This window comes from uncultured Desulfobulbus sp., assembly GCF_963662935.2.
Taxonomy (GTDB): domain Bacteria; phylum Desulfobacterota; class Desulfobulbia; order Desulfobulbales; family Desulfobulbaceae; genus Desulfobulbus.
On record NZ_CAXXTL010000001.1, the window covers coordinates 138117 to 160064 of the forward strand.

Annotated in this window: 19 protein-coding genes and 2 pseudogenes; 4 read left to right on the forward strand and 17 right to left on the reverse strand. The window is 56.2% G+C overall.

What is annotated here, in order from left to right:
• Positions 1 to 16: 16 nt before the first annotated feature.
• The 4 genes from ACHZCX_RS00615 to ACHZCX_RS00630 form a co-directional block, all read right to left on the reverse strand.
• A complete protein-coding gene (locus ACHZCX_RS00615; protein WP_319585317.1) occupies positions 17 to 2530 on the reverse strand; it encodes a sulfide/dihydroorotate dehydrogenase-like FAD/NAD-binding protein in 2514 nt (837 codons plus the stop codon).
• 59 nt (positions 2531 to 2589) lie between these two features.
• On the reverse strand, positions 2590 to 4443 hold the full coding sequence (gene nuoF, locus ACHZCX_RS00620; protein ID WP_319585318.1) for an NADH-quinone oxidoreductase subunit NuoF: 1854 nt from the start codon (positions 4441 to 4443) through the stop codon (positions 2590 to 2592).
• Entirely contained in the window at positions 4440 to 4895 is a 456-nt protein-coding gene (gene nuoE / locus ACHZCX_RS00625; RefSeq protein WP_319585319.1) for an NADH-quinone oxidoreductase subunit NuoE, read from the reverse strand. The genes nuoF and nuoE overlap by 4 nt, the downstream gene beginning before the upstream one ends.
• Positions 4896 to 4968: 73 nt before the next feature.
• A complete protein-coding gene (locus ACHZCX_RS00630) occupies positions 4969 to 5361 on the reverse strand; it encodes a hypothetical protein (protein WP_319585320.1) in 393 nt (130 codons plus the stop codon).
• A 713-nt stretch (positions 5362 to 6074) separates the two neighbouring features.
• Between ACHZCX_RS00630 and ACHZCX_RS00635 the strand changes: the two genes are divergently transcribed.
• From ACHZCX_RS00635 to ACHZCX_RS00645, 3 genes are read left to right on the forward strand one after another with little or no spacing between them, the layout of a single operon-like run.
• Positions 6075 to 7112 (forward strand): radical SAM/SPASM domain-containing protein, encoded by a 1038-nt coding sequence (locus tag ACHZCX_RS00635; protein ID WP_319585321.1) that lies wholly within the window; start codon positions 6075 to 6077, stop codon positions 7110 to 7112.
• On the forward strand, positions 7109 to 8284 hold the full coding sequence (locus ACHZCX_RS00640) for a radical SAM/SPASM domain-containing protein (RefSeq protein WP_319585322.1): 1176 nt from the start codon (positions 7109 to 7111) through the stop codon (positions 8282 to 8284). The genes ACHZCX_RS00635 and ACHZCX_RS00640 overlap by 4 nt, the downstream gene beginning before the upstream one ends.
• Positions 8285 to 8296: 12 nt before the next feature.
• The gene (locus ACHZCX_RS00645; protein ID WP_319585323.1) at positions 8297 to 8695 is read left to right on the forward strand and encodes a hypothetical protein; all 399 of its coding nucleotides are present in this window, start codon (positions 8297 to 8299) and stop codon (positions 8693 to 8695) included.
• Between the two features lie 90 nt (positions 8696 to 8785).
• Here the strand turns inward: ACHZCX_RS00645 and ACHZCX_RS00650 are convergent, their stop codons facing one another.
• Positions 8786 to 9109, reverse strand: coding sequence for a cupin domain-containing protein (locus ACHZCX_RS00650; protein ID WP_319585324.1), 324 nt, complete (start codon positions 9107 to 9109; stop codon positions 8786 to 8788).
• Between the two features lie 278 nt (positions 9110 to 9387).
• Positions 9388 to 9582, reverse strand: a complete 195-nt coding sequence (locus tag ACHZCX_RS00655; protein ID WP_319585325.1) for a hypothetical protein — start codon at positions 9580 to 9582, stop codon at positions 9388 to 9390.
• Positions 9583 to 9738: 156 nt separating this feature from the next.
• Here ACHZCX_RS00655 and ACHZCX_RS00660 point away from each other — a divergent pair.
• A pseudogene (locus tag ACHZCX_RS00660) lies at positions 9739 to 10711 on the forward strand (IS1595 family transposase).
• A 14-nt stretch (positions 10712 to 10725) separates the two neighbouring features.
• Here the strand turns inward: ACHZCX_RS00660 and ACHZCX_RS00665 are convergent.
• The 11 genes and pseudogenes from ACHZCX_RS00665 to ACHZCX_RS00715 all read right to left on the reverse strand — a co-directional run.
• Positions 10726 to 10896: pseudogene (locus ACHZCX_RS00665) on the reverse strand (transposase); the annotation flags it as partial.
• A gap of 77 nt (positions 10897 to 10973) precedes the next feature.
• Positions 10974 to 11792, reverse strand: a complete 819-nt coding sequence (locus tag ACHZCX_RS00670) for a CoA-transferase (protein ID WP_319585326.1) — start codon at positions 11790 to 11792, stop codon at positions 10974 to 10976.
• A gap of 14 nt (positions 11793 to 11806) precedes the next feature.
• Complete coding sequence (locus tag ACHZCX_RS00675; protein ID WP_319585327.1) at positions 11807 to 12760, reverse strand: CoA transferase; 954 nt, start codon at positions 12758 to 12760, stop codon at positions 11807 to 11809.
• Positions 12761 to 12778: 18 nt separating this feature from the next.
• On the reverse strand, positions 12779 to 13939 hold the full coding sequence (locus tag ACHZCX_RS00680) for an acyl-CoA dehydrogenase family protein (RefSeq protein ID WP_319585328.1): 1161 nt from the start codon (positions 13937 to 13939) through the stop codon (positions 12779 to 12781).
• A gap of 94 nt (positions 13940 to 14033) precedes the next feature.
• A complete protein-coding gene (locus tag ACHZCX_RS00685; RefSeq protein ID WP_319585329.1) occupies positions 14034 to 15281 on the reverse strand; it encodes a hypothetical protein in 1248 nt (415 codons plus the stop codon).
• A 350-nt stretch (positions 15282 to 15631) separates the two neighbouring features.
• Positions 15632 to 16807 carry an acetyl-CoA C-acetyltransferase gene (locus ACHZCX_RS00690; RefSeq protein ID WP_319585330.1) on the reverse strand — a complete coding sequence of 392 codons (1176 nt, stop codon included), beginning with the start codon at positions 16805 to 16807 and terminating at the stop codon, positions 15632 to 15634.
• 108 nt (positions 16808 to 16915) lie between these two features.
• Positions 16916 to 17698, reverse strand: coding sequence for an enoyl-CoA hydratase-related protein (locus ACHZCX_RS00695; RefSeq protein WP_319585331.1), 783 nt, complete (start codon positions 17696 to 17698; stop codon positions 16916 to 16918).
• A 587-nt stretch (positions 17699 to 18285) separates the two neighbouring features.
• Positions 18286 to 18909 (reverse strand): PqiC family protein, encoded by a 624-nt coding sequence (locus ACHZCX_RS00700; RefSeq protein WP_319585332.1) that lies wholly within the window; start codon positions 18907 to 18909, stop codon positions 18286 to 18288.
• On the reverse strand, positions 18902 to 20539 hold the full coding sequence (locus ACHZCX_RS00705; RefSeq protein ID WP_319585333.1) for an MlaD family protein: 1638 nt from the start codon (positions 20537 to 20539) through the stop codon (positions 18902 to 18904). Before ACHZCX_RS00705 ends, ACHZCX_RS00700 begins: the two co-directional genes overlap by 8 nt.
• Positions 20536 to 21165, reverse strand: coding sequence for a paraquat-inducible protein A (locus ACHZCX_RS00710; RefSeq protein ID WP_319585334.1), 630 nt, complete (start codon positions 21163 to 21165; stop codon positions 20536 to 20538). Before ACHZCX_RS00710 ends, ACHZCX_RS00705 begins: the two co-directional genes overlap by 4 nt.
• Positions 21162 to 21863: a paraquat-inducible protein A gene (locus ACHZCX_RS00715; RefSeq protein ID WP_319585335.1), complete on the reverse strand. Its 702-nt coding sequence runs from the start codon at positions 21861 to 21863 to the stop codon at positions 21162 to 21164. The genes ACHZCX_RS00710 and ACHZCX_RS00715 overlap by 4 nt, the downstream gene beginning before the upstream one ends.
• Positions 21864 to 21948: the final 85 nt, after the last annotated feature.

Genomic DNA, 21948 nt, shown 5'->3' on the forward strand with positions numbered 1-21948 from the left:
GAGCGATTTTATCGATCTATCGGCCGCAACCACATCCGCCGCCGTGGCTGTGTTCATGGGGCTGGTGCATGAGCGCATTCAGATCCACGCTCTGCGACAGGGCCTGGACCTCTTCGCGGGCATAGGCGCTGCGCCGCGAGGCCAGTTCGTCCCAGTCCACGCCGTGGCCGTCAAAGATCGGGCCGTCGATGCAGGCAAAGCGGGTCTTGTCGCCCACGGAAACGCGGCAGGCGCCGCACATGCCGGTGCCGTCGACCATGATCGGGTTGAGGGCCACCAGGGTGGGAATGTTCAGGGTGCGGCTGATTTCCGTGACCATGCGCATCATGAAGGTGCAGCCAACGGCAATGAACTGGTCGACTGGTTCCTGGGCGGCAACCTGCATCAAAACTTCCTGAATGCCGCCGCGCACGCCTTCGGAGCCGTCCTTGGTGGCGATGATCAGCTGGTCGCAGACCGTGGCCAGTTCCTTTTGCATGTAGAGCAGGTAAGCGGACGAGGCCTCGATGGCGCAGATCACCCGGTTGCCGGCCTGACGCAGGGCCCGGGCCAGCGGGAAGATGGCGCCGATGCCGTAACAGCCGCCGCCGAGCAGCACTGTGCCTTTGTTTTCGATGGTCAGGGGCATGCCAAGGGGGCCGCTGACATGGGCGATCCTGTCGCCCGCCTTGAGCGACGCCAGCTCGCGGCTGGAACGGCCCACCTCTTCGATCACCAGCGAGATTGTGCCCTCGGCCGCATCCCAGTCCACCAGGGTAAAGGGCGAACGCTCCGAGGTTTCCTTGGTCATGAGAATGACGAACTGGCCGGGCAGGGAGAATTGGGCCACCTTCTCGGCTTTGACCTTGAAGAAATGCATGTTGGGGGCGATTTCCCGTTTCTCGATGATGGGGAAACCAGCGCCTGCGGTCTCTTCAATGGTCTCCGCCGGAGTTGTCGGCAGTCCAAAGGCGGCCAGCGCGGGCACGACGTCGGCAAGCAGATGGCCGCGAAACCGGGGCGTCAGATCGCGGACGTTCTGGCGCGGATCGCCGCTGACCGGCGCCGGCGCAGGATCGTCCGTGATCAGCGGGGTGACGGCCTCCACGCTCTCAAAGTCAAAACCCGTCAGGCCAAGGGCCTGGGCGAGATCGCAGACAATCCGCCATTCCGGCAGGGCGTCGCCGGGGGCCCGGCTGCTGATCGCCAGTTGTTTGACCGAGCCTGCGGCCGTGCGGAAGGTGCCGCCGGATTCGCTCAGGACCGCTGCGGGCAGGGCCACGCTGGCGCAATTGGAGGCCGGGGAGTGCAAACAATCGATAATCAGCAAAAAGGGAACTTTGGCCGTCACTTCCTGCGGCAGCAGGTTGCCGTTGGCAATCACGGCGCGCACGGTTCCGTCCTTCACCGCTGCGGCCAGGGCCTGCGCCTGCGGGTCGTCTTCGCCTGCCTCTGCGGGCAGAAGCACCATCCGGCCTTGCAGTTGCTCGGCCAATTGCGCGTACAGAAAACGGTCTTCGCGCGAGGTCGCGCTGCTGATCACCAGGGCAACGGCACCGGCGCAATCCTTCAACCCTTCGGCGGCTGCACCAATCGCGACCTGCCAGTCATAGGGAATCAGATCCTCGCCCTCCCGGACCAGGGGCCGGATCAGGCGTTGGTTGGATGCTACGATCTGGGCGACGCCGAAACGGCCCAGGGCGCATAGCCCGGCCTCTTTGTTGAACCCGGTCATGGTGTAAGCCAGCAGCTGGCCACCCTTGCTCTGGGCGACAACCGAACAGCCTTCGGAACAGAGGATGCAGGCAGAGGGCGTGTCGGCCTCGGCCTTGCCCTGCCAGCGGGCGAAGCGGTCGGTCAGGGTGCCGGTGGGGCAGATGTCGATGCAGGCGCCGCAGAAGGTGCAGCCGGAAAAGACGTGGCTCTTGTCAAAGGCCGTGCCGATCCGCGCCCATTTGCCCCGATTGATGATTGAAATTGCTGGCTTGCCGTGAATTTTCTCACAGATCCGCCAACACTTGCCGCAGAGCACGCACAGGTTGTAGTCGCGATCCATGAAGGGATCGTCGCGCTCCAGGTTGTAGGACGCGTACAGGGTGGGCAGGCTCAGTTCATTTTTTCCCGCACTCAGGGCCATGGTCCGCAGATCGCATTCGTCGCGGTTGGCGCAGAAGCCGCAGCGGGTGGAACGCGCCGCCTTGGTGACCTTGGGCCGGTACTGCTCGCAGGCCTCGCGGTGGATGCAGACCAGGCAGCTGTTGGGATGCCCGGAGAACATCAGCTCAAGGGTGCGGTTGCGGAGTTCGGTCAGCCGCGCCGATTGGGTGACGACCTGCATCCCCGGCGCGGCCGGGGTGGTGCAAGAGGTGGGAAAGCCGCGCACGCCGGCGATCTCGACAATGCACATCCGGCAGGCCCCGTAGGGATTGAGGTCCTTGTGGTCGCAGATGGTGGGAATGACGATGTCCGCCTTGCGTGCGGCCTGGAGGACCGTTGCGCCTTCTTCGACCTCGACCGGTTGGCCGTCAATGGTCAAACTGATGTTGCCCATGTAATCTCCTTGATAAAAAAACCGTTGGCTCCTAGGGCCCGGCGTTGTTTTGCCGGTGGTCAGGCGACCAGCACAGCCGCGAATTTGCAGGCCTGACGGCAGGAACCGCACTGGATGCAGAGCTCCTGGTCAATCGCGTGCGGCTGCTTTTTCTCGCCGCTGATTGCCGCCACCGGGCAGGCGCGCAGACAGGCGCCGCAACCGGTGCAGCGGGCCGGATCAATGTCGAAGCGGATCAGGGCCCGGCAGGCCCCGGCCGGACATTTTTTTTCGACAATGTGGGCCCGGTATTCGTCCTCGAAATACTGGAGCGTGGTCAGCACCGGATTGGCCGCCGTCTGGCCCAGGCCGCAGAGCGAGGCGTTTTTCATGGCGTCGCCGATCTTGCGCATGATCTCCAGCTGTTCGAGCGTGCCCCGTCCTTCGGTGATGGTGGTGAGCATCCGGAGCAAATGCTGGGTGCCCATGCGGCAGGGCACGCATTTGCCGCAGCTCTCGTTTTCGGTGAAGCTGAGGAAATAGCGCGCCATGTCGACCATGCAGGATTCTTCGTCGATCACGATCATGCCGCCGGAACCCATGATCGAGCCGACCTCGGCCAAGCGCTCGTAATCAACCGCCAGATCGATGAACTGGGCTGGGATGCATCCTCCCGAGGGGCCACCGGTCTGTACCGCCTTGAACTGCTTGCCGTCGAGCACGCCGCCGCCAATCTCGTCAATAATGGTGCGCAGGGAGATGCCCATGGGCACCTCAATCAGGCCGGTGCGGGTGATCTTGCCAGCCAGGGCAAAGGTCTTGGTGCCCCGGCTTTTTTCCGTGCCGTAGCCAGCATACCAAGCTGCGCCTTTTTCCATGATCGCGGACACCGCCGCCAGGGTTTCGACATTGTTGATGTTGGTCGGCTTGCCGAACAGGCCGGAAACAGCGGGAAAGGGCGGTTTAGAGAGCGGCATGCCGCGCTTGCCCTCAATGCTTTGCATCAGCGAGGTCTCTTCGCCGCAGACAAAAGCCCCGGCGCCTTTCTTGATTTTGATCTCAAAGCCAAAGCCCGAGCCCAGGATGTCGGCGCCCAGGAACCCGAGTTCGCGCATCTGACCGATGGCGGTCTGCAACCGTTCGATGGCCAGGGGATATTCGGCCCGGCAGTAGACGTAGCCAACGCTTGCGCCGATGGCGTAACCAGCGATCAGCAAGCCTTCCAGCACGGCGTGGGGGTCGCCTTCCAGCACCGAGCGGTCCATGAAGGCGCCTGGGTCGCCCTCGTCGGCGTTGCAGATTACGTATTTCTGTTCAGCCGCTGAATTGCGGGCAAAACCCCACTTGACCCCGGTGGGAAATCCTGCGCCGCCGCGCCCGCGCAATCCGGATCCTTTCATCTCCTCGATCACCTGATCCGGGCCCATGGCAAAGGCGCGGTTCATGCCCTGGTAGCCGCCGCGCGCCAGATAATGATCGATGTTGGTCGGGTCGATGACGCCGCAGTTGCGCAGCACAATCCGCACCTGGGGCTTGATCATCGGCAGGTCGGCAAAGGTCGGGACCGCTTCGTCGGCGCCGGTCATCACCGCCAGGGCCAGCGGCAGATAGACCTCGCCGCGCACCAGCTGCGCCTCGATCAGGGCGGCCGCATGTCGCGGTTCCACGCCCTGGTAGAGCACCCGCTTGCCGTCCCGGCCGCGAATCTCCACCATCACCTCGGCGTAGCACATGCCCAGACAGCCCACCTCAACCATGTCGACGGCCTCGGTCAAACCCTGTTTGGCCAGTTCGTCGGCAAACGCCTGCATCACCTCAAGCGATCCCGCCGCCCGGCCGCAGGTGGCCGAACCAACGAGGATGCGCAGCCGGTCCGGCTGCTCGAAGGTCTGCCAAGCGGCCTCGGCCTGTTGTTGTCGCGCTGCGAAACTCATTTCTTATCCTCAATGAGCTTGTTGGTTTTGGCGGCGGTCATCCGGCCATAGACCTTGTCGTCCACCACCACCACCGGGGCCAGGGCGCAGGAGCCAAAACAGGCCACCCGCTCCAGGCTGAATTGGCCGTCGTCGCTGGTCTGGCCAGGTTTCAGGCCGGTCGAACGGCTGATGGCGTCGAGAATCCGGTCGCTGCCGCGCACATGGCAGGCCGTGCCCTCGCACACCTTGATGTGGTGCAGACCGGGCGGCACAAACCGGAACTGGGCGTAAAAGGTGGCCACGCCGTAGACGTCGTTTTCGGAGAGTTCCAGATGGTCGGCAACCGCTTGCACCGCCTCGGGGGAGAGAAAATGAAACCGCTCCTGCACCTCCTGCAGCAAAGGAATGAGATTGTCTCGTTCTTGGCCGTAGTGGGCGAGGATGGCTTCCAGGGGGAATTGTTCAGACATTATGCGGGCTCCATGGCGGCATGTCGGGTAATTCGCTGTTGCATTTGGAAAAAACAGATAGACGGCCCTTTCCTTATCCTTGTGGGGAAAACTTGTCAAGAACGGAAAAAAGGGCAAGGGAAGAGCGCAAAGCAAACAGGCCGGAGCCGCAACTCTTTTGCCGCATGCCAACTCGCTCGCGGCACGATCCGGCCTCGTTTATGCCGCCAAGGTCTTTCGGGATGTGCGGCCAGACCGGCCGAAGGGCGGCTTGGGACCGCCACTCTTCCCAATTGCAAGTAAGTATAGTGTCCCCTGAATTTACGGATTCCACCCAAACTTCGTAGTTTTGATCGCCTAGACAACGGAGGGCATGAATCTCCTTGAGCCAAGTAGTGGCCAAATCACCACCGGCAGGAATACCGGAACTGACAGAGGCCCGAGCCCCGAGCACAAAGGCCAGGGCTCGGGCGGGCATGTGAGTCATGCAACCGCTTGATTTCGGTAATCAGGCCCTTGAGTGTCCACTCTTCACATGTTGTCAGCGCGGGTTCCAATGATTGTGGGAGTCAGCGCAAACCGTTCAAAGAACGCAACGATCCGATCTGGCGAAAAAAATCCCCAATTCTTTCTCCTACAACCCTACAGGGGTTCGGTCAACAAGATCTTGCCAGCAATAAAACTCCCCTACGAGCAAAGAAGACAGGGTGAAGTGAGAAAAAGCGAAGGGAGTCACAACACCTTGCAAGTCAGATGCAAGGCGAATAATGAATGGCCAGCCAGATTGAAGGTGATCGGGATCGGTCCTGGCAATCCGATTGCGGCGATTGTTTCATGGCAAATTCAACCCATCTACACATAGAGCATTTTGAACGGCATACCTGAGTCGGCTTCGGCAACTTTCATACATCGCGCCAAAAATCCGTTGATTTATCGATGAATAATCTTTTCAGCCAGCAGAGAAAGTTCAACCTTGTTATGACGAGGCGAATCCCTCGATTTGCAAAAACAGATGAACTGCCAAAAGATACATCAATAAATAATAGATAAAATGACTATCTACTTTTTACCCAATAATTATCCAGAAATGCAATGACAAATCATTGCACCCAGAAGAAAATGATTTTAAATTCGTCGTCAACAAAGCAAAAAAAAAGACAAAACAAGTAGTTCAATAAAACAAAATCAGGGAAGTCGAGAATGAGCATCCCGTCGCATACCCTTCCAAGCACCTTTGTTCTCGAATTAACCCGAGGCTGCAACAATCGTTGCCTGCACTGTTACAATGCCTGGCTCTCTCCTGAACTTCATTATCCGAGTTCTGGGCAAGGGGAGATGAGCATTGATGAGATCAAGTGGACGATTAAAAAGCTGCTCCAAGACCTCCCTGCAACAACCGTGGCGCTCAGCGGTGGAGAACCGACACTTCGCCCCGATTTCCCTGAAATAGTACACTTCATCAACTCTCTCGGCCTCTCGGCGCAAATCATCACCAACGGCACCAACCTCACGGAACCACTGGTAGAATCGACAGTGAGAGGAAATTCGTTCCAGATCTCTGTCCTGAGCCACCAACGCGAAGTGCATGACCGCATGACTGGGAACAACGGCGCATGGGACGCCATGATCGACGGCATGTCCAACGTCCACCTCGCCGGCGGACATCTGATCGCCGTCTTTGTCGCAACCCGCCAAAATTATCGTGATCTCGGACCGACCGTTCACCTTGCGATGATGCTCGGTGCCAACTCTTTTCTCTATAACAGAATCAATGTCGGTGCCGCCAATACACTCCATGCTGAGGCGCTCTTTCTGACTCCGGAAATGGTCGAAGAAAATCTGCAGACACTCAACGACATCGCTGCGGAAACCGGTTTCCCCATCTCAACCGGGGTCGTCATCGAGCCATGCATGGTCGACATCACACGTTATCCGCATGTTCGCTTTAACTGGTGCTCTCTCGCCGGCGAGAACTCCACCCTCATCGTCGACCCAGCCGGCAACTTTCGAATCTGCGAACACTCATCAACAATCCTTGGCAATATCAAACAGGATCCGATCCGCGACATCTATGAACATCATGCGTATGTGGAGAATTTCCGTACGGTATGGCCTGTTGAATGTCTCAGTTGCAGCCATCCATTGAAAGAATCGTGTCGCGGCGGATGCAAAGCGGCGGCAGAGCAGGCCTATGGCACCTTTTCACGCGTTGAACCCTTTGTGAAACCGATGCAATGAAAGTCACCCTGAGCTTGACCCACCGATGCAATCTGGCCTGCCGTTACTGTTATGCCGGCAACAGCCAAAAGCCGGACATGCCGTTAGCCACTGCAAAACAATGCATCGATGTCGCACTGGCACGGATACAGCCGGGTGAATCGCTCGATCTGGGGTTGTTTGGCGGCGAACCCTTGCTGCGGTTCGATCTGATCAAGGAAATCGTCGAATATATCCATCGTCGAGCCCTTCAGACATCCACGCCTGTTCGTATCGGCATCACCACTAACGGTACCTTGCTGTCTCCAGAGATCCTCGATTATTTCGCAGACCAAGGAATCAACCTGTGTTTCAGCATCGACGGGCCCCAGAAGATTCATGAGCGCAACCGTCTTTTTCGCAATGGCAACGGCAGCTTTGCAGAGGTTGTCCGCAACCTGGAGTTGGCCCTCAAACGGCTGCAAAAGGTTGAGGTCAATGCGGTTATTGGACCAGACACCCTTGCCGATGCGCCCGACAGCCTGGATTTTTTCATCCAAACGGGGGTGCCGGTGATCCATTTCAATCCGAACATCAAGGCAATTTGGCCGCACGAATCCTTTGCCCATTTCAAGGATGTCTACGACCGGATGGCCGAGCAGTACATAACCTGCTTCCGAAACGGCGAGGAGATCGCCTTAAATGTGATCGACAGCAAAGCCGTTCTTTTTGTGAAGGGCGGTTATTCGCCCAGCGACAAATGTGCAATGGGAGATGGCGAATGGGGGATAGCGCCGAGCGGGAACATCTATCCCTGCGAACGCTTTATCGGCGAGGACGACGATCACACCTTCTGTCTCGGGAACATTCAGAGCGGATGTGATCAAACGTTGCAAAACGCCTTACGAGGCAAACGGGGAAACCACCGGAACGATTGCACGACATGCAGGTACAATCGTTTTTGCATGAGTTGGTGCGGCTGCACCAACTGGTTCATGTCGGGAGCAAGCGATATGCCTGCTCCGGTCTTGTGCGCCATGGAGAAAGCGACGATTGAGGCGGCGCGACGTGTCTTCGAAACGCTCGTTCGAGAGAACAACGACCTGTTTGCGGACCATTTGTTCAACTATGTGAATGTCGGCGACCAACGATGCAGGGCCTGCCGAAAACGTGAAAAGCCGCTCCGTGATCAATTGGGGCACACAACCCTTTAGGAGGTAACTGTCATGACTGCACAAAAAACCATCACCTGGAAAGCGCAAGTCGAATTCACCGGCAAGCCGGAGGAGTTCGTGAAATTGTCAGAGGCGCTTTTCGCCGCAAATGCCAAAATAGATTTTGGCACCTTCAAACCAGGACCTGGCAATGGCTACGTCGCGCCACGTTTACTGGACGGCGCCGTGCTGGCTGGGTTAAAGGAAAGCAATTCCCAACGTATTGTGGGGCTCATCAACGGGGGCATTCGCACGCCGCATTTCCATGTTGGCAAAGAGATTGTCCTGGTGGATCGAACCCAGTTTAAAAACATCTTGGGTGAAATAGCCCGCGACGTGTTTGAACAGCGGGCACTCCAGAAGGATGACTATCTTGAAGCCATAGCTCCTCTGGTGGAACCCGAGGTCTAAACTTCAACAAGCAGTTCCTCTCGTCGTTTTGCATAGAATTTATGTGTTAACATTCCTTTCTGAAACGACGAGGAGCCTAGGAATTTCAAGCTAATAGAACACTGCCAACCAGACAGTAGGTTGATCGGGATCGGTCCAGGCCACCCGATGGAGGCAATGGGTGGGGATGTTGATCCAGTCGCCGGGTTGCAGGCGGCGGGGCCCGGGTTCGTCTTCAAAGTGGAGTTCGGCGGCGCCAGCAAGGAGCGTCACCCACTCATTCTCGTCCTGATCGTACCAGAAGCCGGGCGGGCTTGCCTGCCCGGTGGAGACGATCCGCTCGATCCGCACGGTACCAGAGGAGAGCAGTTGGTCAAAGCGTTCTTCCGGCCCTTTTGCCATATCACGATAGGCCAGCAAATTGCCTTGATCCATTCCCTTTCTCCCAAAACATTCTTCCGACTAGCCAGTTCCCTTCACTCCAGCCGGGCCACGTCGACCTCGACCGCCAGGGTGTGGGTGCCGCCGCCCATGAACACGCCCTTGACCGGGGCCACATCGCTGTAGTTGCGCCCCCATGCCAGGGTGAGGTGCGATTCGCCGGGTACGACGCAAGAAAAGGGGTCAGATCTATTTTTCTTTTAGAGCGCATTCTTTCGCGGACGACCCGGCCCTCTTGGCTCCAAACGTCTCCCCAGTTTCTCGGAAAGCTCTTAGGCAAAAGCCCCGTTCGCAATCAACTGGCCTCGCTGGACAGCCTCCCGAATACGTTGCAACTCCCACTCGGGTACGGTTTCCTTAAGCCAGGCGGCGTAGTTTTTCGCCCGCTGCACCAACAAATTCCCCATGCTCAGGTAAAACAGATCAAGGTCGAGCCATGGTTGGTGCGACCGACCTTTGCCGGACAACTTGACCAGCGGTAGTTTGCTGGGGCATCAACCATACCAGCTCGGAGCGGGTTCAACTCCACATAGCGACAACAGGCCAGCAAGTTCCTCGTCATGGATAAGGCTTAAAGTGGGTATGCAGTTTACTCAACCGGCCGCAACCTGTAGTATAGGTTCATGGACGCTACAATTCACCCAGTTGCCGGGGCTGACTACCCACGAACGTTTCAAGAATTTGATGACTGGTTTTGCAGCGAAGACAACTGCCTCCAATATATTGCTAAACTTCGATGGCCTCAAGGTTTCCGGTGCCCTGCCTGCGGGGTAGCACCTGAAAATCCATCCCTGATGGGGAGAGGCCTTTTCCTGTGCAGACAATGCAAACGCCAAACTTCCATTACTGCAGGAACATTGTTTCACCAGACTCACAAACCGCTTCGTATTTGGTTTCTCGCCGTGTGGTTTGTTACCAGTCAAAAGCACGGAACCAGCGCTCTTGGCCTGAAGCGAGTTCTTGGCCTTGGGAGCTACAACACTGCATGGGAGTGGCTACACAAACTGCGGCGAGGGATGGTTCGAGCTGGACGGGACAAGTTGCATGGACCTTTCGAAGTTGATGAAACCTATATAGGTGGAGTTGGAACACAAGCCAGAGGGCGTGGGGCTGAGAGAAAGACGATTGTTGCGATAGCCGCCGAAGTCCGAGGAAAAGGACCTGGCAGAATACGCATGGCTGTGGTGCCCGATGTTTCGTCGGAAAGTCTCCATGGATTCGTCTTGGACAACGTTCAGATTGGTTCCGAGGTCCGGACTGATGGTGGAGCGGATATAAAGGCTTGGATGACCGAGGATTTTTGCATAAAGCCATCAATATCTCGGCAAGTGGAGATCCTGCTTATGTCGTCATGCCAAGAGTTCATAGGGTGGCTTCTCTCTTTAGTCGCATGTGGATTGGAATTCACCAGAGGGTGCGATACGGTCATCACATCTGGCATATTACCTTGATGAATACACATTTCGATTCAATCGCCGAAAATCAAAGGCCCGAGGTTTACTGTTCTATCGCTTGATGGAACAGGCTGTAGATTGCGCCCCATCCCCCGAAAAGTCTTGGTTGGGGGAACAAATACAACAGATGGTGTGTAGTTGAGCAAACTGCATACCCACTAGGCTTAATTTGTACCGCCCCTCCCACAGCCATCTGCTTCGCTTTTCCATTCGATTGACGTAACGGGTCTGCCTGCCGGCCACTCGCTTCATGAGCCTGCCGAGATTGTCGGAGTCATCACCAGGGTCAATGACCATGTGTACATGGTTAGTCATCAGGCAGTATGCATTTTTTATTCGACTAAAACAAAGGGGCGCCGCAGTACAGCTGCAGCGCCCCTTACCATTTTCAGGGTTACTGCGATTCAGCCTTTCTTCACTTTGGGAATGAAGATTTGATCAGGATCGAGGACCTCATGAATAAAGTACAATTCATCGCGGGTCGGTGGTGGGGTCTCGCCCGCAACGCGCGAGATATCGAGATCAAACTGGCACAGCTCCTTGATCTCCGCCGGGGTCTTGCCGGGATGACAGGTGTCGAGGTACATGTGGCCGTCCTGCTCATCGAAGCGGAACACCCCGACGGTGCTGATGACGGCGGAAGGGCCACCGCGAAAGGCTGCGCCGTACAGTTCGCGCCGATGCACCCATTCGCCGCCTGGCCATTTCTTGACCCGCCAGCCGGGGCTGGTGATGTAGCTGACGTGCTCGACAAAACGCCGTTTCTCGTGGACCATGATAAACACCGTCCGCTTGGCGAACGAGTTGATGTCCGGGTTGCCGCCGCTGCCGGTAAGGCGGAGTTCGGGGTTGAGATAGTCGCCGATGCAGGTGGTGTTGAGATTGCCGTACTGGTCAACCTCGGCGCCGCCCAGAAAGCCCAGGTCAACATAGCCACGCTGGGCGATGCTGAAGGCGTCGAACAGCCCGGAGGAACGGCTCGCCCCAGATTCGCAGCGGGCGTCACCAACCGAGGTCGGCAGCTCCGGCGGCCTGCCGTCAAGTGTCCCGGCCTCGAAGATCAGTTTCAAATTCGGTGCATGGGTTTTCTGGGCCAGCATGATGGCTACCATTGGCAGACCGGTGCCGGCAAATACGATCTCGTGATCCTGAACCTCCCGTGAGGAGGCGCAACAGAGCAGATCGGCCAGATTATATTCTTCAGGCAATGCGTAATTGCTCATTTTTCTCCTCCCTTCTATTTGCGGGGTCTGTAGTTGAGGGCAGTGTTGGCCCGGAGATTCAGCATGCGCTCCCAGCCAAGTTTCTCTAGAAAGCCGATGTGATCAAGGCCGAAGATCCACTCTTTGGCAAAGGCGTCAAATCCTTCCTGAGTTCTAGTGTTCGCATAAAAATCTTTGAGAAAGGCGCCGTCGACGTCGTACTTACCGAACATGCCGGTGGGATGAGCGCCGAACGGGCATTCCAAGATGTGATCTACCTCAAAGGAGGTGATGGTGTTCTGGTCGGCGTTACGACGCAAATATTCTTCGGGCACAATCTCTTCCGCCATAACGATGGTGATGTCGGCGGCCCGGGCGACCTCGGGATCGGAGTATATCTGGCCGCCTACCCGCACCGTGCCTTCTTCTCCCACCTGCTGAACACAGAGGATAGCCACATCGACCTTGGCCGCCGGGATCAGCACCTGGGCACCGGCGTCGTAGAAAGGATCTTCGGTGAAGATGTATTTGTGTTTGGCGATGCGTTTACCGTCCCGCTTGCCGGCTTTACCGAGCATGTCGTACTCAGGATTGTGAATATCGGTACCGAGTGAGGTCTGGGTGATCGCATAGGGGGCGCCGGAGGCTGCGGCAGTGAAGCGAAACAGCATTTCGGCATGGCTGTAGTCCTCGACCAGAATCTCTTTCTTCCCAACTCGGCGTGACAGGTTAGCCCCGTACTTGCCGTAGAGTTCATGACCGACCCAGCAGGATTCCCAGATGTCGACGCAGCCGGCACCCACCAGAAACTCGGTTTGGGGACCACCGTTGACTTCGATTAGATGCAGACCGCGCTTCTGTTGGCGGATCAGTTCAAAAATGACGGCAAAAGGACGCCGCCAGATGGTAAAACCGGAAAAGGTCAGGCTGGAGCCGTTCTTGACGATCTCGGCCGCCTGCTGCAGGGTGATGCGTTTATCCGTGCTCATGTATTTCCTCCTTACGGTTCAGGCCGACAGTCCCCGGAGAATCTCGCGGGCGATGATCAGACGCTGGATTTCACTGGTTCCTTCGTAAATGGTGGTGATGCGGACATCGCGGGTATAGCGCTCAATGGGGAAATCCTGGGTGTAGCCGTAGCCGCCCAGCATCTGTAGGGCGCTGTAGCAGGCGCGGTTCGCGCTCTCGGTGGCGTACAACTTGGCCATAGAGGCTTCCTTGGCATACGGCTTGCCGTTTTCCTTGCGATGGGCGGCGCTCATCAGCAGCAAGCGGGCCGCTTCCAGCTCGGTGTAAGCATCGGCAATCATCCATTGAATAGCTTGAAAATTACTGATTTTTTGATTGAACTGGACACGCTCATTGGCATAGCGGGTGGCATGATCCATGGCCGCCAAACCAATACCGAGGCCAAGGGAGCCGATACCGATCCGCCCGCCTGCCAACTCGGCGACAGCGATGCGAAAACCGTCGTTGAGCTTGCCCATGAGCGCCGATGCCGGAATCCGGCAATTATCAAACACCAGTTCATTGGTGGCTGAGGCGTGCTGGCCCATCTTGTGCTCTTCCTTGCCGATGGTCAGGCCTGGAGTCCCGGCCTCGACCAGGAAGCAGCTGATGCCCTTGCCTTTGGGCGCTTCCTTATCGGTCACCGCCCAGACGACAAACACCCCTGCATAGGGAGCGCTGGTAATGAAGATTTTGGAGCCGTTGAGGACATAAAAGTCGCCGTCCTTGACTGCGGTGGTCCCCATGCCAGACGGATCAGAACCGGCGCAGTTTTCGGTGAGGCCGAAACTGCCGGCGGCATATTCACCCGAACAAATCTTGGGAATATACTTGGTTTTCTGCTCTTCGGTGCCGATGGCCTGGATAACCTCGCAGACCATATTGTTGACCGAAACCGTCACTGCTGTCGAGGCGCAGGCCCGGGCAATCTCGGTCATGGCCACGCTAAAGGCAATCACACCCGCCTCGGAGCCACCGTACTCTTCCTTGACGTTGAGCCCCATGAATCCCAGCTCGGCCAGCTTCTTCAGGTTGGTGAGCAAGGTAGCCCGATCTTTTTCCTGGTCAAGTTTGGCGGCAACCGGCTCCAGCTCAGCCCTGGCAAAGTCGCGGGCCGTCTCCTGGATCAGTTTTTGTTCCTCGGTTAAGTCTAAATCCATACCTACTCCTCTAATTTATAATGTCGTGTTCAGTGTGGCTGTTTGACCGATGACGGCAGCCTCTCTTGTCGCTGGTGCCGTCATCGGTCAAAAATCAATGTTCGTGGACGTAAAAGGGCCATTTATGGAAGAACCATTCGTTCCAGAGCAGGGGAATGATCCACCAGAAGTTCCAGATCAGGGATTCGCCGTGGGAAAACCGTTCCGCCAGTTCGGTCATGTGGTGGTTGCCCAACCCCCAGTGGCCGAAATTGCCATAGTAGAAAATCCAATAGAGGATTGCGGCAAACAAGAACACGCCGATGGTGCGGAAAAAGAAACCGCCCCAACTGTCGACATTGCTGCCCGGGGCCATGTCATCGAAATAATGGTGCCAGATGAGAAAGGGAATGAGGGTGAACCCGGCGATTTCCGCTGAATGAATCCAGAAAAATCGCTGTACTTCGGAGGCACCCTTAGCCGCCTCAAGATGGTGCAAGGTGTCGGCCGGGACCCAGAGCGGTATAAGTTCACGACAGAGCAGCGCAATGGCGTAGGCAGCGATAAAGGAGATGGCCGTGGAAACGAGACCCTTCCAGGGCTGCGGCAGGGTAATGGCGCTCCAGGGTTTCATCCGCCAGACATTGGGGGTCATGAACAGAATAACGATGGCCCACTCCCACCAGCCGAAAACCCAATGGACATGTGAGGTGCCCGCAATTTCAGTCCACCAGGATGGATTGAGCACCGCGCCGGGAAAAACCACGCCGAAAAAAGGCGCGATCAGCACCGCATAGCAGAAGAGCGTGATCATTGAGGCCCAGCCGATTTCCGCCAGTCCTTTGGCCGGTTGTTTGAGATCGGACGGCATGTGTGGCCATTTACCAAAAAAGATGGTGAACACCGGATAGGAGTAGAAGCCGATAAGAACAAAGCAGACCACAGCGATCTGCGCGAGTTTGCCCGAGGCCCCGGCTGCGGCCACTTTGGGCAGCTTGCCAGCCGCGTTCGCCGCCTCGAGTCCGTAATAGCTGAGGAAATTAAACCCGGTGCCAAGGACACGGTAGAAAAGCACATCAATCACAAACCAGACGATGACCAGGTTGGCGATGGTCATAATGACGCCGCGCAGGGGCTGGCCGATACTTTGGAATGGCCAATCGCCGAGAAACATGTGCTGCCACAGCCCGACGAGAATCATCATGGCAAGATACATGACAAACGGATACGGGAACCACCCAATCGGTCCGCGCGGATCGCTGAAAATAAACCATGTGATCATGGCCATGACGAAAAAAAAGCAAAATGAAATAATGCCGGTCAGGGGCTGGCCCCAACGTGGTTTTAATGCTCCCACTGCCATACTGTGTTCCTCCTTATTGGAATGATGTTGAACTCTCTTCTCTTCGTACAACGGGCGGGCAGTACTTCCTCTCCCCCGAGCCTGCCACCGCTGAAAGCCCTCCTTTTTGGTTGTATTGTTGATGAGTCTGTTTTCTTCATCAGAGATTGCTCCCCTTGATCGAAAGGACAGTAAAAAAATGTTTCTGCCAGAGAGACATTCGTTTTGTTCTTGCTTCTGTCATCTCGACCGTGGGAGAGATCTCAATCCCCCCAGAACTTCTGACTTCGGGCATTGCACGTCATCCATCCTTGCAATGTCAGGAGATCTGAATTCACCCTGCCTCTGTGTTGATCGAAAATGCGTACGTTCTACCGCTTGACAATCAAGGCCACGGCCTCGCCGCCGCCGAGGCAGAGCGAGACCAGACCGCGTTTTTTGTCCTGGCGAACCATCTCGTGCAACAGGGTCACCAGCAAACGGCAACCGCTGGCGCCGATGGGGTGCCCCAGGGCGACACTGCCACCGTTGACGTTAACCTTGGCTGGGTCAAGTTCAAGGGTTTTGAGCGCTGCCACGGTGGAGCCGCTGAAGGCCTCGTTGATTTCAAAAAGATCGATATCATCTTTGGTGATGCCTTCTTTTTCCAGGCATTTGGGCACGGCCCAGATCGGGGCCACCAGCACGTATTTCATATCGATGCCGTAGGAGGCTTGGGCGCCGATGATGGCCATGATGGTGCAGCCCAGAGTCTCAGCTTTTTCGCGGCTCATCACCACCACGGCGCATGCGCCGTCGCTGATGATCGAGGCGTTGCCAGCGGTGGTGACGCCGCCCGGCTTGAAGGCGGGTTTCATCTTGGCAAGCATCTCATAGGTGGTCTCCTGGGAGCATTCGTCCTGCCAGAAGACCTGAGGGTCGCCCTTTCTCTGCGGAATCTCCACGGCGACGATCTCTTCCTCGAATTTGCCGGCGGCCTGAGCAGCCAGGGTTCTCCGATACGATTCGGCGGCATAGTGGTCTTGATCCTCACGGCTGACCTGGTAGCGCTCGGAACACAGTTCGTTGGAAATGCCCATGTGAAAATCGTTGACGATATCCCACAACCCGTCATGGACCATGTGATCGTGCATGGTCGCATCGCCCATCCGGTAACCAAACCGTGCTTTTTTAAGGAAATACGGGGCCATGCTCATACACTCCATGCCGCCGGCGACAACAACATCGGCATCGCCGGTCTGCACGGCCTGCGCCGCCAGCATCACCGCTTTCAACCCGGAACCGCAGACCTTGTTGATGGTCAACGCCTCGACTTCCCAAGGCATGCCCGCCTGTACCGCCGCCTGCTTGGCCGGGTTCTGGCCGTAGCCGCAGGGCAGGACGATGCCCATGATTGTTTCGTTGACCTCTTCCTTGGCAATACCCGCCCGACGAACCGCTTCCTCAATGACAATGGCCCCCAATTTGGTAGCACCCATGGTCGCCAGGACACCGTTGAAGCTGCCCAACGGGGTCCGGACCGCACTGACAATCACTGCTTCTCGCATACCTTCTCTCCTTCTCTTCAACTCACATTTAGAATAATGAATGGATGGGAACGCCGGCTCTATTCACAGAGGGGGGTCTGTTTGCCGGCGCTCCATCCTCTTGGCAATTTATCTGTTTTTGAAAACCGGTTTTCTCTTTTCCATGTAGGCCATTACCCCTTCCTTCTGATCTTCGGTTGAAAAAAGAAAATCAAAACAGCGGGCCTCATAGGCTATTGCTGACTGTATATCCAAATTGCGGCCGCCGTTGACAGCAAGTTTAGCTGCTTTCAGGGCGGTTTGGGGTTGACTGGCAATTTTTAATGCCATGCCTTTCGCCTCATCCATCAGCGAAGCAGGCGCCACAACCTTGTTCAGTAAACCGACCCGATAAGCCTCCTGGGCATTAATATGGTCACCGGTGTACAATAATTCCTTGGCCTTAGCCAGGCCAATGAGACGCGGAAGTCTCTGGGTGCCACCACCCCCGGGAATCATCCCAATCTTGATCTCCGGTTGACCAAAGGTGGCGTTGTCGGCGGCAATCCTGAGATCACAGGCCAAGGCCAGTTCACAACCACCGCTCAAGGCAAATCCGCTGATGACCGCAACTACCGGCTTCTCCAGCTCCTCGATGCGATCGAAGACACCGTGCGCCTCCCGGAGAAATCGTCGCGCTTGGGCCAGCGTCGCCAACGCATTGATTTCCTGGAGGTCAAATCCGGCGGAGAAGCAGTGTTCGCCGCCGGTAAGAAGCACCACTTTGACGCCGTTATCCCTTTCCGCTTCGTCCAGTACCGCTGCCAACTCGCAGAACGTCTGACCGTTGAGCGCATTTAGGTTGTCGGGCCGATTCAACGTAATGGTGGCCAGGCCGCCTTCTTTCCGGAAATAAATTGTCTTGTATTTCATTTCTTCATTCTCGTGCAACTGGACCGAAACATTGGCAACAGTTGCTCCCCCTTGCCGGTCACATGGAAAAAATAAAGAAAAAATTGGCCATGCAAATGCGCGGACGGTGTACAAGCTCGAGGAGCAGGAGCGCGATTCTGGATACCGGATATCTGCATGTACTGTACCAGCCGGAACAACACATGCTATCGATTTGAAATTTGGTTATTTAAAAAAAAGAAGTGAAAAAGAGAACCGAAGCAGGTGCAGCAAATGATGCATCCGAATTCGTACATACGGGTGGAAAATGGAGACATATTCTGCAGCATCGGCAAAGAAACAGTATGTTAGATAAACTGAAGGATATCCTTCAGTTTATATTTCACTGCGCCATCAAGTTGGGAGAGTCTGGGAAAACAGAAAAAAAATGCGAAAATTGATCATAGAATCAGGGGTTGTCCCCCTCTTTCACCCAAACGAAACAGGTGAGCTTTGACTCGACGTCAACTCTCACAGTGCCATGATTTTAAACCGACGAGCAGGGCTGGGTGGCCGAGGACGACGCGGCCACCTAAGAAAACGTTCCGCGGCAAACTACTGGAATATCGTCATTTCACCGGGCTTGAGGGGGTCCGTTCTTTGATCAGGGTTGCGATCTCCTCACTGAGTCGACTGATATTGCCCCGCTGCGCTTTCACCCAGGCTTCATGACCACTATCTGCCGCCTGTTGGCTGAAGGTGCTGTGCCGGGTGATCGGTCTAGTTTTCCCTTTGGGGTCGATCAGGGTCCAGCGCACGCTCAGCTTGACCTCCTTGCCCAGTTCACCGTTCATTTCCAGGATATCAAGGAGCACCTGACAAGTTGGCTCAAGATGCTGATCTCCTGGAAAAATATACACCTGCTCCGTTCCGAGTCGACCAGCTAACTGTTCAAGCAGGGCACGGCCGAATTCCCGGTCAACCTCTCCTGCCCAGCGATGATATTCACTGAGCCGGTAGCGTCCCTCTATCCCGTCGGTGGCGATTTGCGATTTTTTGAGGACATCGGGGATGTTGACCGGGCCGACGCTTACGACCAACTGATCATGACGTTGCCCGGTTGTCTTCACACTCTCCGCCCCGAGCAGGCTGTAATAGGCAACTTGAGGCGGCGTAGCGGTGCAACCGATCAAGGCTGTGCTGAAAAGGGAAAACAGCACCGTACTCCGCAGGGATTGGGTCAACTTACTCATGGTTTTTTTCTCCTTCCTTACCGAAGATGATCGACTGCGGGCGGTTTTCTAAAGTATCGGCCAGATCACGAACCGCGCGAAGGGTCTCGCTCAGTTCTGTTAGGGCCTTTCGGGCATTGTAATTCAAAGGTGAATCCTTGCCGATGGCCTGCTGTAGGCCAATTAGGGTATTTTGCAGCTCCTTGATCGTTGCCTGCGCCTGGGGAGCAGTCTCCTTGTCGAGCTTTCCGGCCAAGTCACCCACTTGTTTCAGGGTGTTTCGCGCTTCCTTGAGCATCAGTTCCAGCTCGCCGCCGATCTTGTCAAACGGAACCCTGCCGAGGTTGGTGATGATTTTGTTCAAATTTTCCTGCAACTGCTCGAAGTTACCGGGGATGGTCGGCACCACCATGTACTCTCCACGTTGGGAAAGGGTGGCTTTCTGAGCAGTTGGAACAAAGACCAAATTCACCATGAGTTGCCCGGTCAGCAGGTTACCGCTTTGCAATTGGGCTCGCAAACCTTGCTGTTCGACCAGCAACTTCATAAAGCCAACACGATCATCGTTGACCGCCTTCTGCGCCTCCTCCCGATTAGTGACACCAATCCGTTCCGGCTCGATGGCGATGATTACCGGTACCTGGAACTTCTTGGTGCGGGGGTCGAAGACCAGATTGAGATCGACGACTTCTCCGATCTTGATGCCGTGAAGTTCCACCGGGGCACCGATACTGAGCCCCCGCACCGATTCATCGAACAGGAGCATCCAGTAATTGCGAACAGCGGAGAATTTTTTTTCCTGGATGTCGGCACGATCGGCATACAGATGGAATATTGTGTTTTCCTTTACCGCATCGCCGGCCGGCAAGTCCTTCGGCGTGTCGAAGGCAATGCCGCCACTGAGAATCGAAACCATCGACTGGGTGTCGACCTTGATTCCCTGGGCATTGAGGGTGACATCGAAGCCGCTGGCGTTCCAGAAACGGGCATTCTCCGTGACCCGGGTGTGATGCGGCGCCTCAATGAAGATTTTAAGATCCACCGCCTTGCCAGACGGATCAAAATTGTAGCTCACTACCTGCCCTACCGGGATCTGCCGGAAATAGACCGGGGACCCGATGTCGAGAGAACCAAGGGTGTCGGATTGCAGGTTGAAATGCCTTCCCGGCTGACCAACGGTCACCACCGGCGGGATCTCAAGACCGATGAAAGAATGAGCGGGCGAACCAGTCTTACTACCGTCAATGCCGATATACGCGCCGGAAAGCACTGTGCTCAGGCCAGAGACTGAGCCACCGCTGATCCGCGGGCGGACCACCCAGAACTTGGTCTGATCGGTCAGATAGGGCTCGCTGCCCTTGATCATTTTGGCCGTCACCACCACCTTGGAGGCATCCTCGTTCAAGGCAATCTGTTCGACCTGACCGATCTCGACATCTTTGAATTTAATTTTTGTTTTCCCGGCCTCCAGGCCATCGGCCGTGGTAAAGGTGATGGCAATGACCGGCCCTTTTTCACTGATTGCTTTAAAGGCCAGCCAGCCGCCAATCACCAACGCCACGATCGGCACGATCCAGACAAGAGAAAAACCCCGTTTCACCTGGATTTTGGCGGGTGTGGCATGGTGCTCGGCTTGTGAGCGGTCGGTCATATATCCTCCTCGATAACATCCCAAATAAGTCGTGGATCAAAACTTTCAGCGGCAAACATGGTGATGACCACCACGCTTGCGAAATAGACGGCGGCCGGACCGGCCTCTATGGTGGCAATAGCGCCGAGCTTGACCAGGGCTACCAGGATGGTCACCACGTAGATGTCGACCATCGACCAACGGCCGACCAGCTCGGTCAATCGGTACAGGGCTGTTCGGTCCTTGGGTCGCCAGGTTGAGCGAAAACGCACGCTGAGCACCAGGAAAATCAGAATACACAGTTTAACGAAGGGTACAAAGACGCTGGCGATAAAAATCACCATCGCAATCTCCCAGGAACCATTCTGCATGAAATAGATAACGCCGCTGATGATGGTGTCAGCCTGCTTGCTGCCCAGTGCGGAGGTGATGGTCATGGGCAGGACGTTGGCCGGAATATAGAGGATAATAGCTGCACAGACCAATGCCCAGGTGCGTGCCAGGCTGTTGGGTTTGCGCAGATGCAGATGGGCGCCGCAACGGGGGCAGAGAAGAGCGGCATGGGCATGCGGGATCTCGACCAGAAGGTGACAGTCATGGCAATTGACCAGGCCGAGCTGATAGGCGGTGGTGGCGATTTCTTTCATCGGCGGAGATCCAGACGGTCCCATAGCAGATGGGGGTCAAGGCAAGAAAAGGCGGCGGCCATAACAAAAATTAAAGCACCGAAGGAAAAAACCGAGATACCGGGAACAATGGTTGCCATATGACCAAGCTTGACCAGGGCGACCAGAATACCCATCATAAAAACCTCCATCATTCCCCAGGGCGCGACTTCCTGGACAAGGCGGAAAACCCGGGCAGCGCCCAAGGCTGGGCGGCGGCCCAATTTGAGCGGCAACAGAATATAGAGCAATCCAAGCATCTGAGCCAACGGCACCAGCACACAGGTGAGCAGAACAAGGATCGCCAACCCCTGTAATTCTTGTTTCCACAATTCACGAATACCGGTCAGCAGGGTCGTTTCCTGGATAAAGCCACCGCTTTTCATGGCCAGAAAGGGAAAACTGTTGGACAGCAGAAAAAGAACGAGCGCGGCAAGAGTCAACGACAGGGAACGGTCGATGCTGTTGGGATGGTGCCGGTACAAGACAGCCCCGCAGCGGCCGCAGAGCATGGTAGCATGGATATTCTCCGGTAAATGATTCAGCAAGTCGCAGTCGGGACAGGCCGTAATTATTTGCTTGCTCGGCTCGGAGAATTCGGTGGCAACTGTAGCGTTGTCAAGACGAGGAGCATCGTTGGCTGCTGCTTGCGGCAGCTCTGGGTCACGGGGTAAAGTCATTGATATTGCATCGAAAAACAAAAAAAGTTTCATCCATGAAATCGACCGGGGCCGGGCGGCTCGACTCTGTGGTGCTTGTTTTACT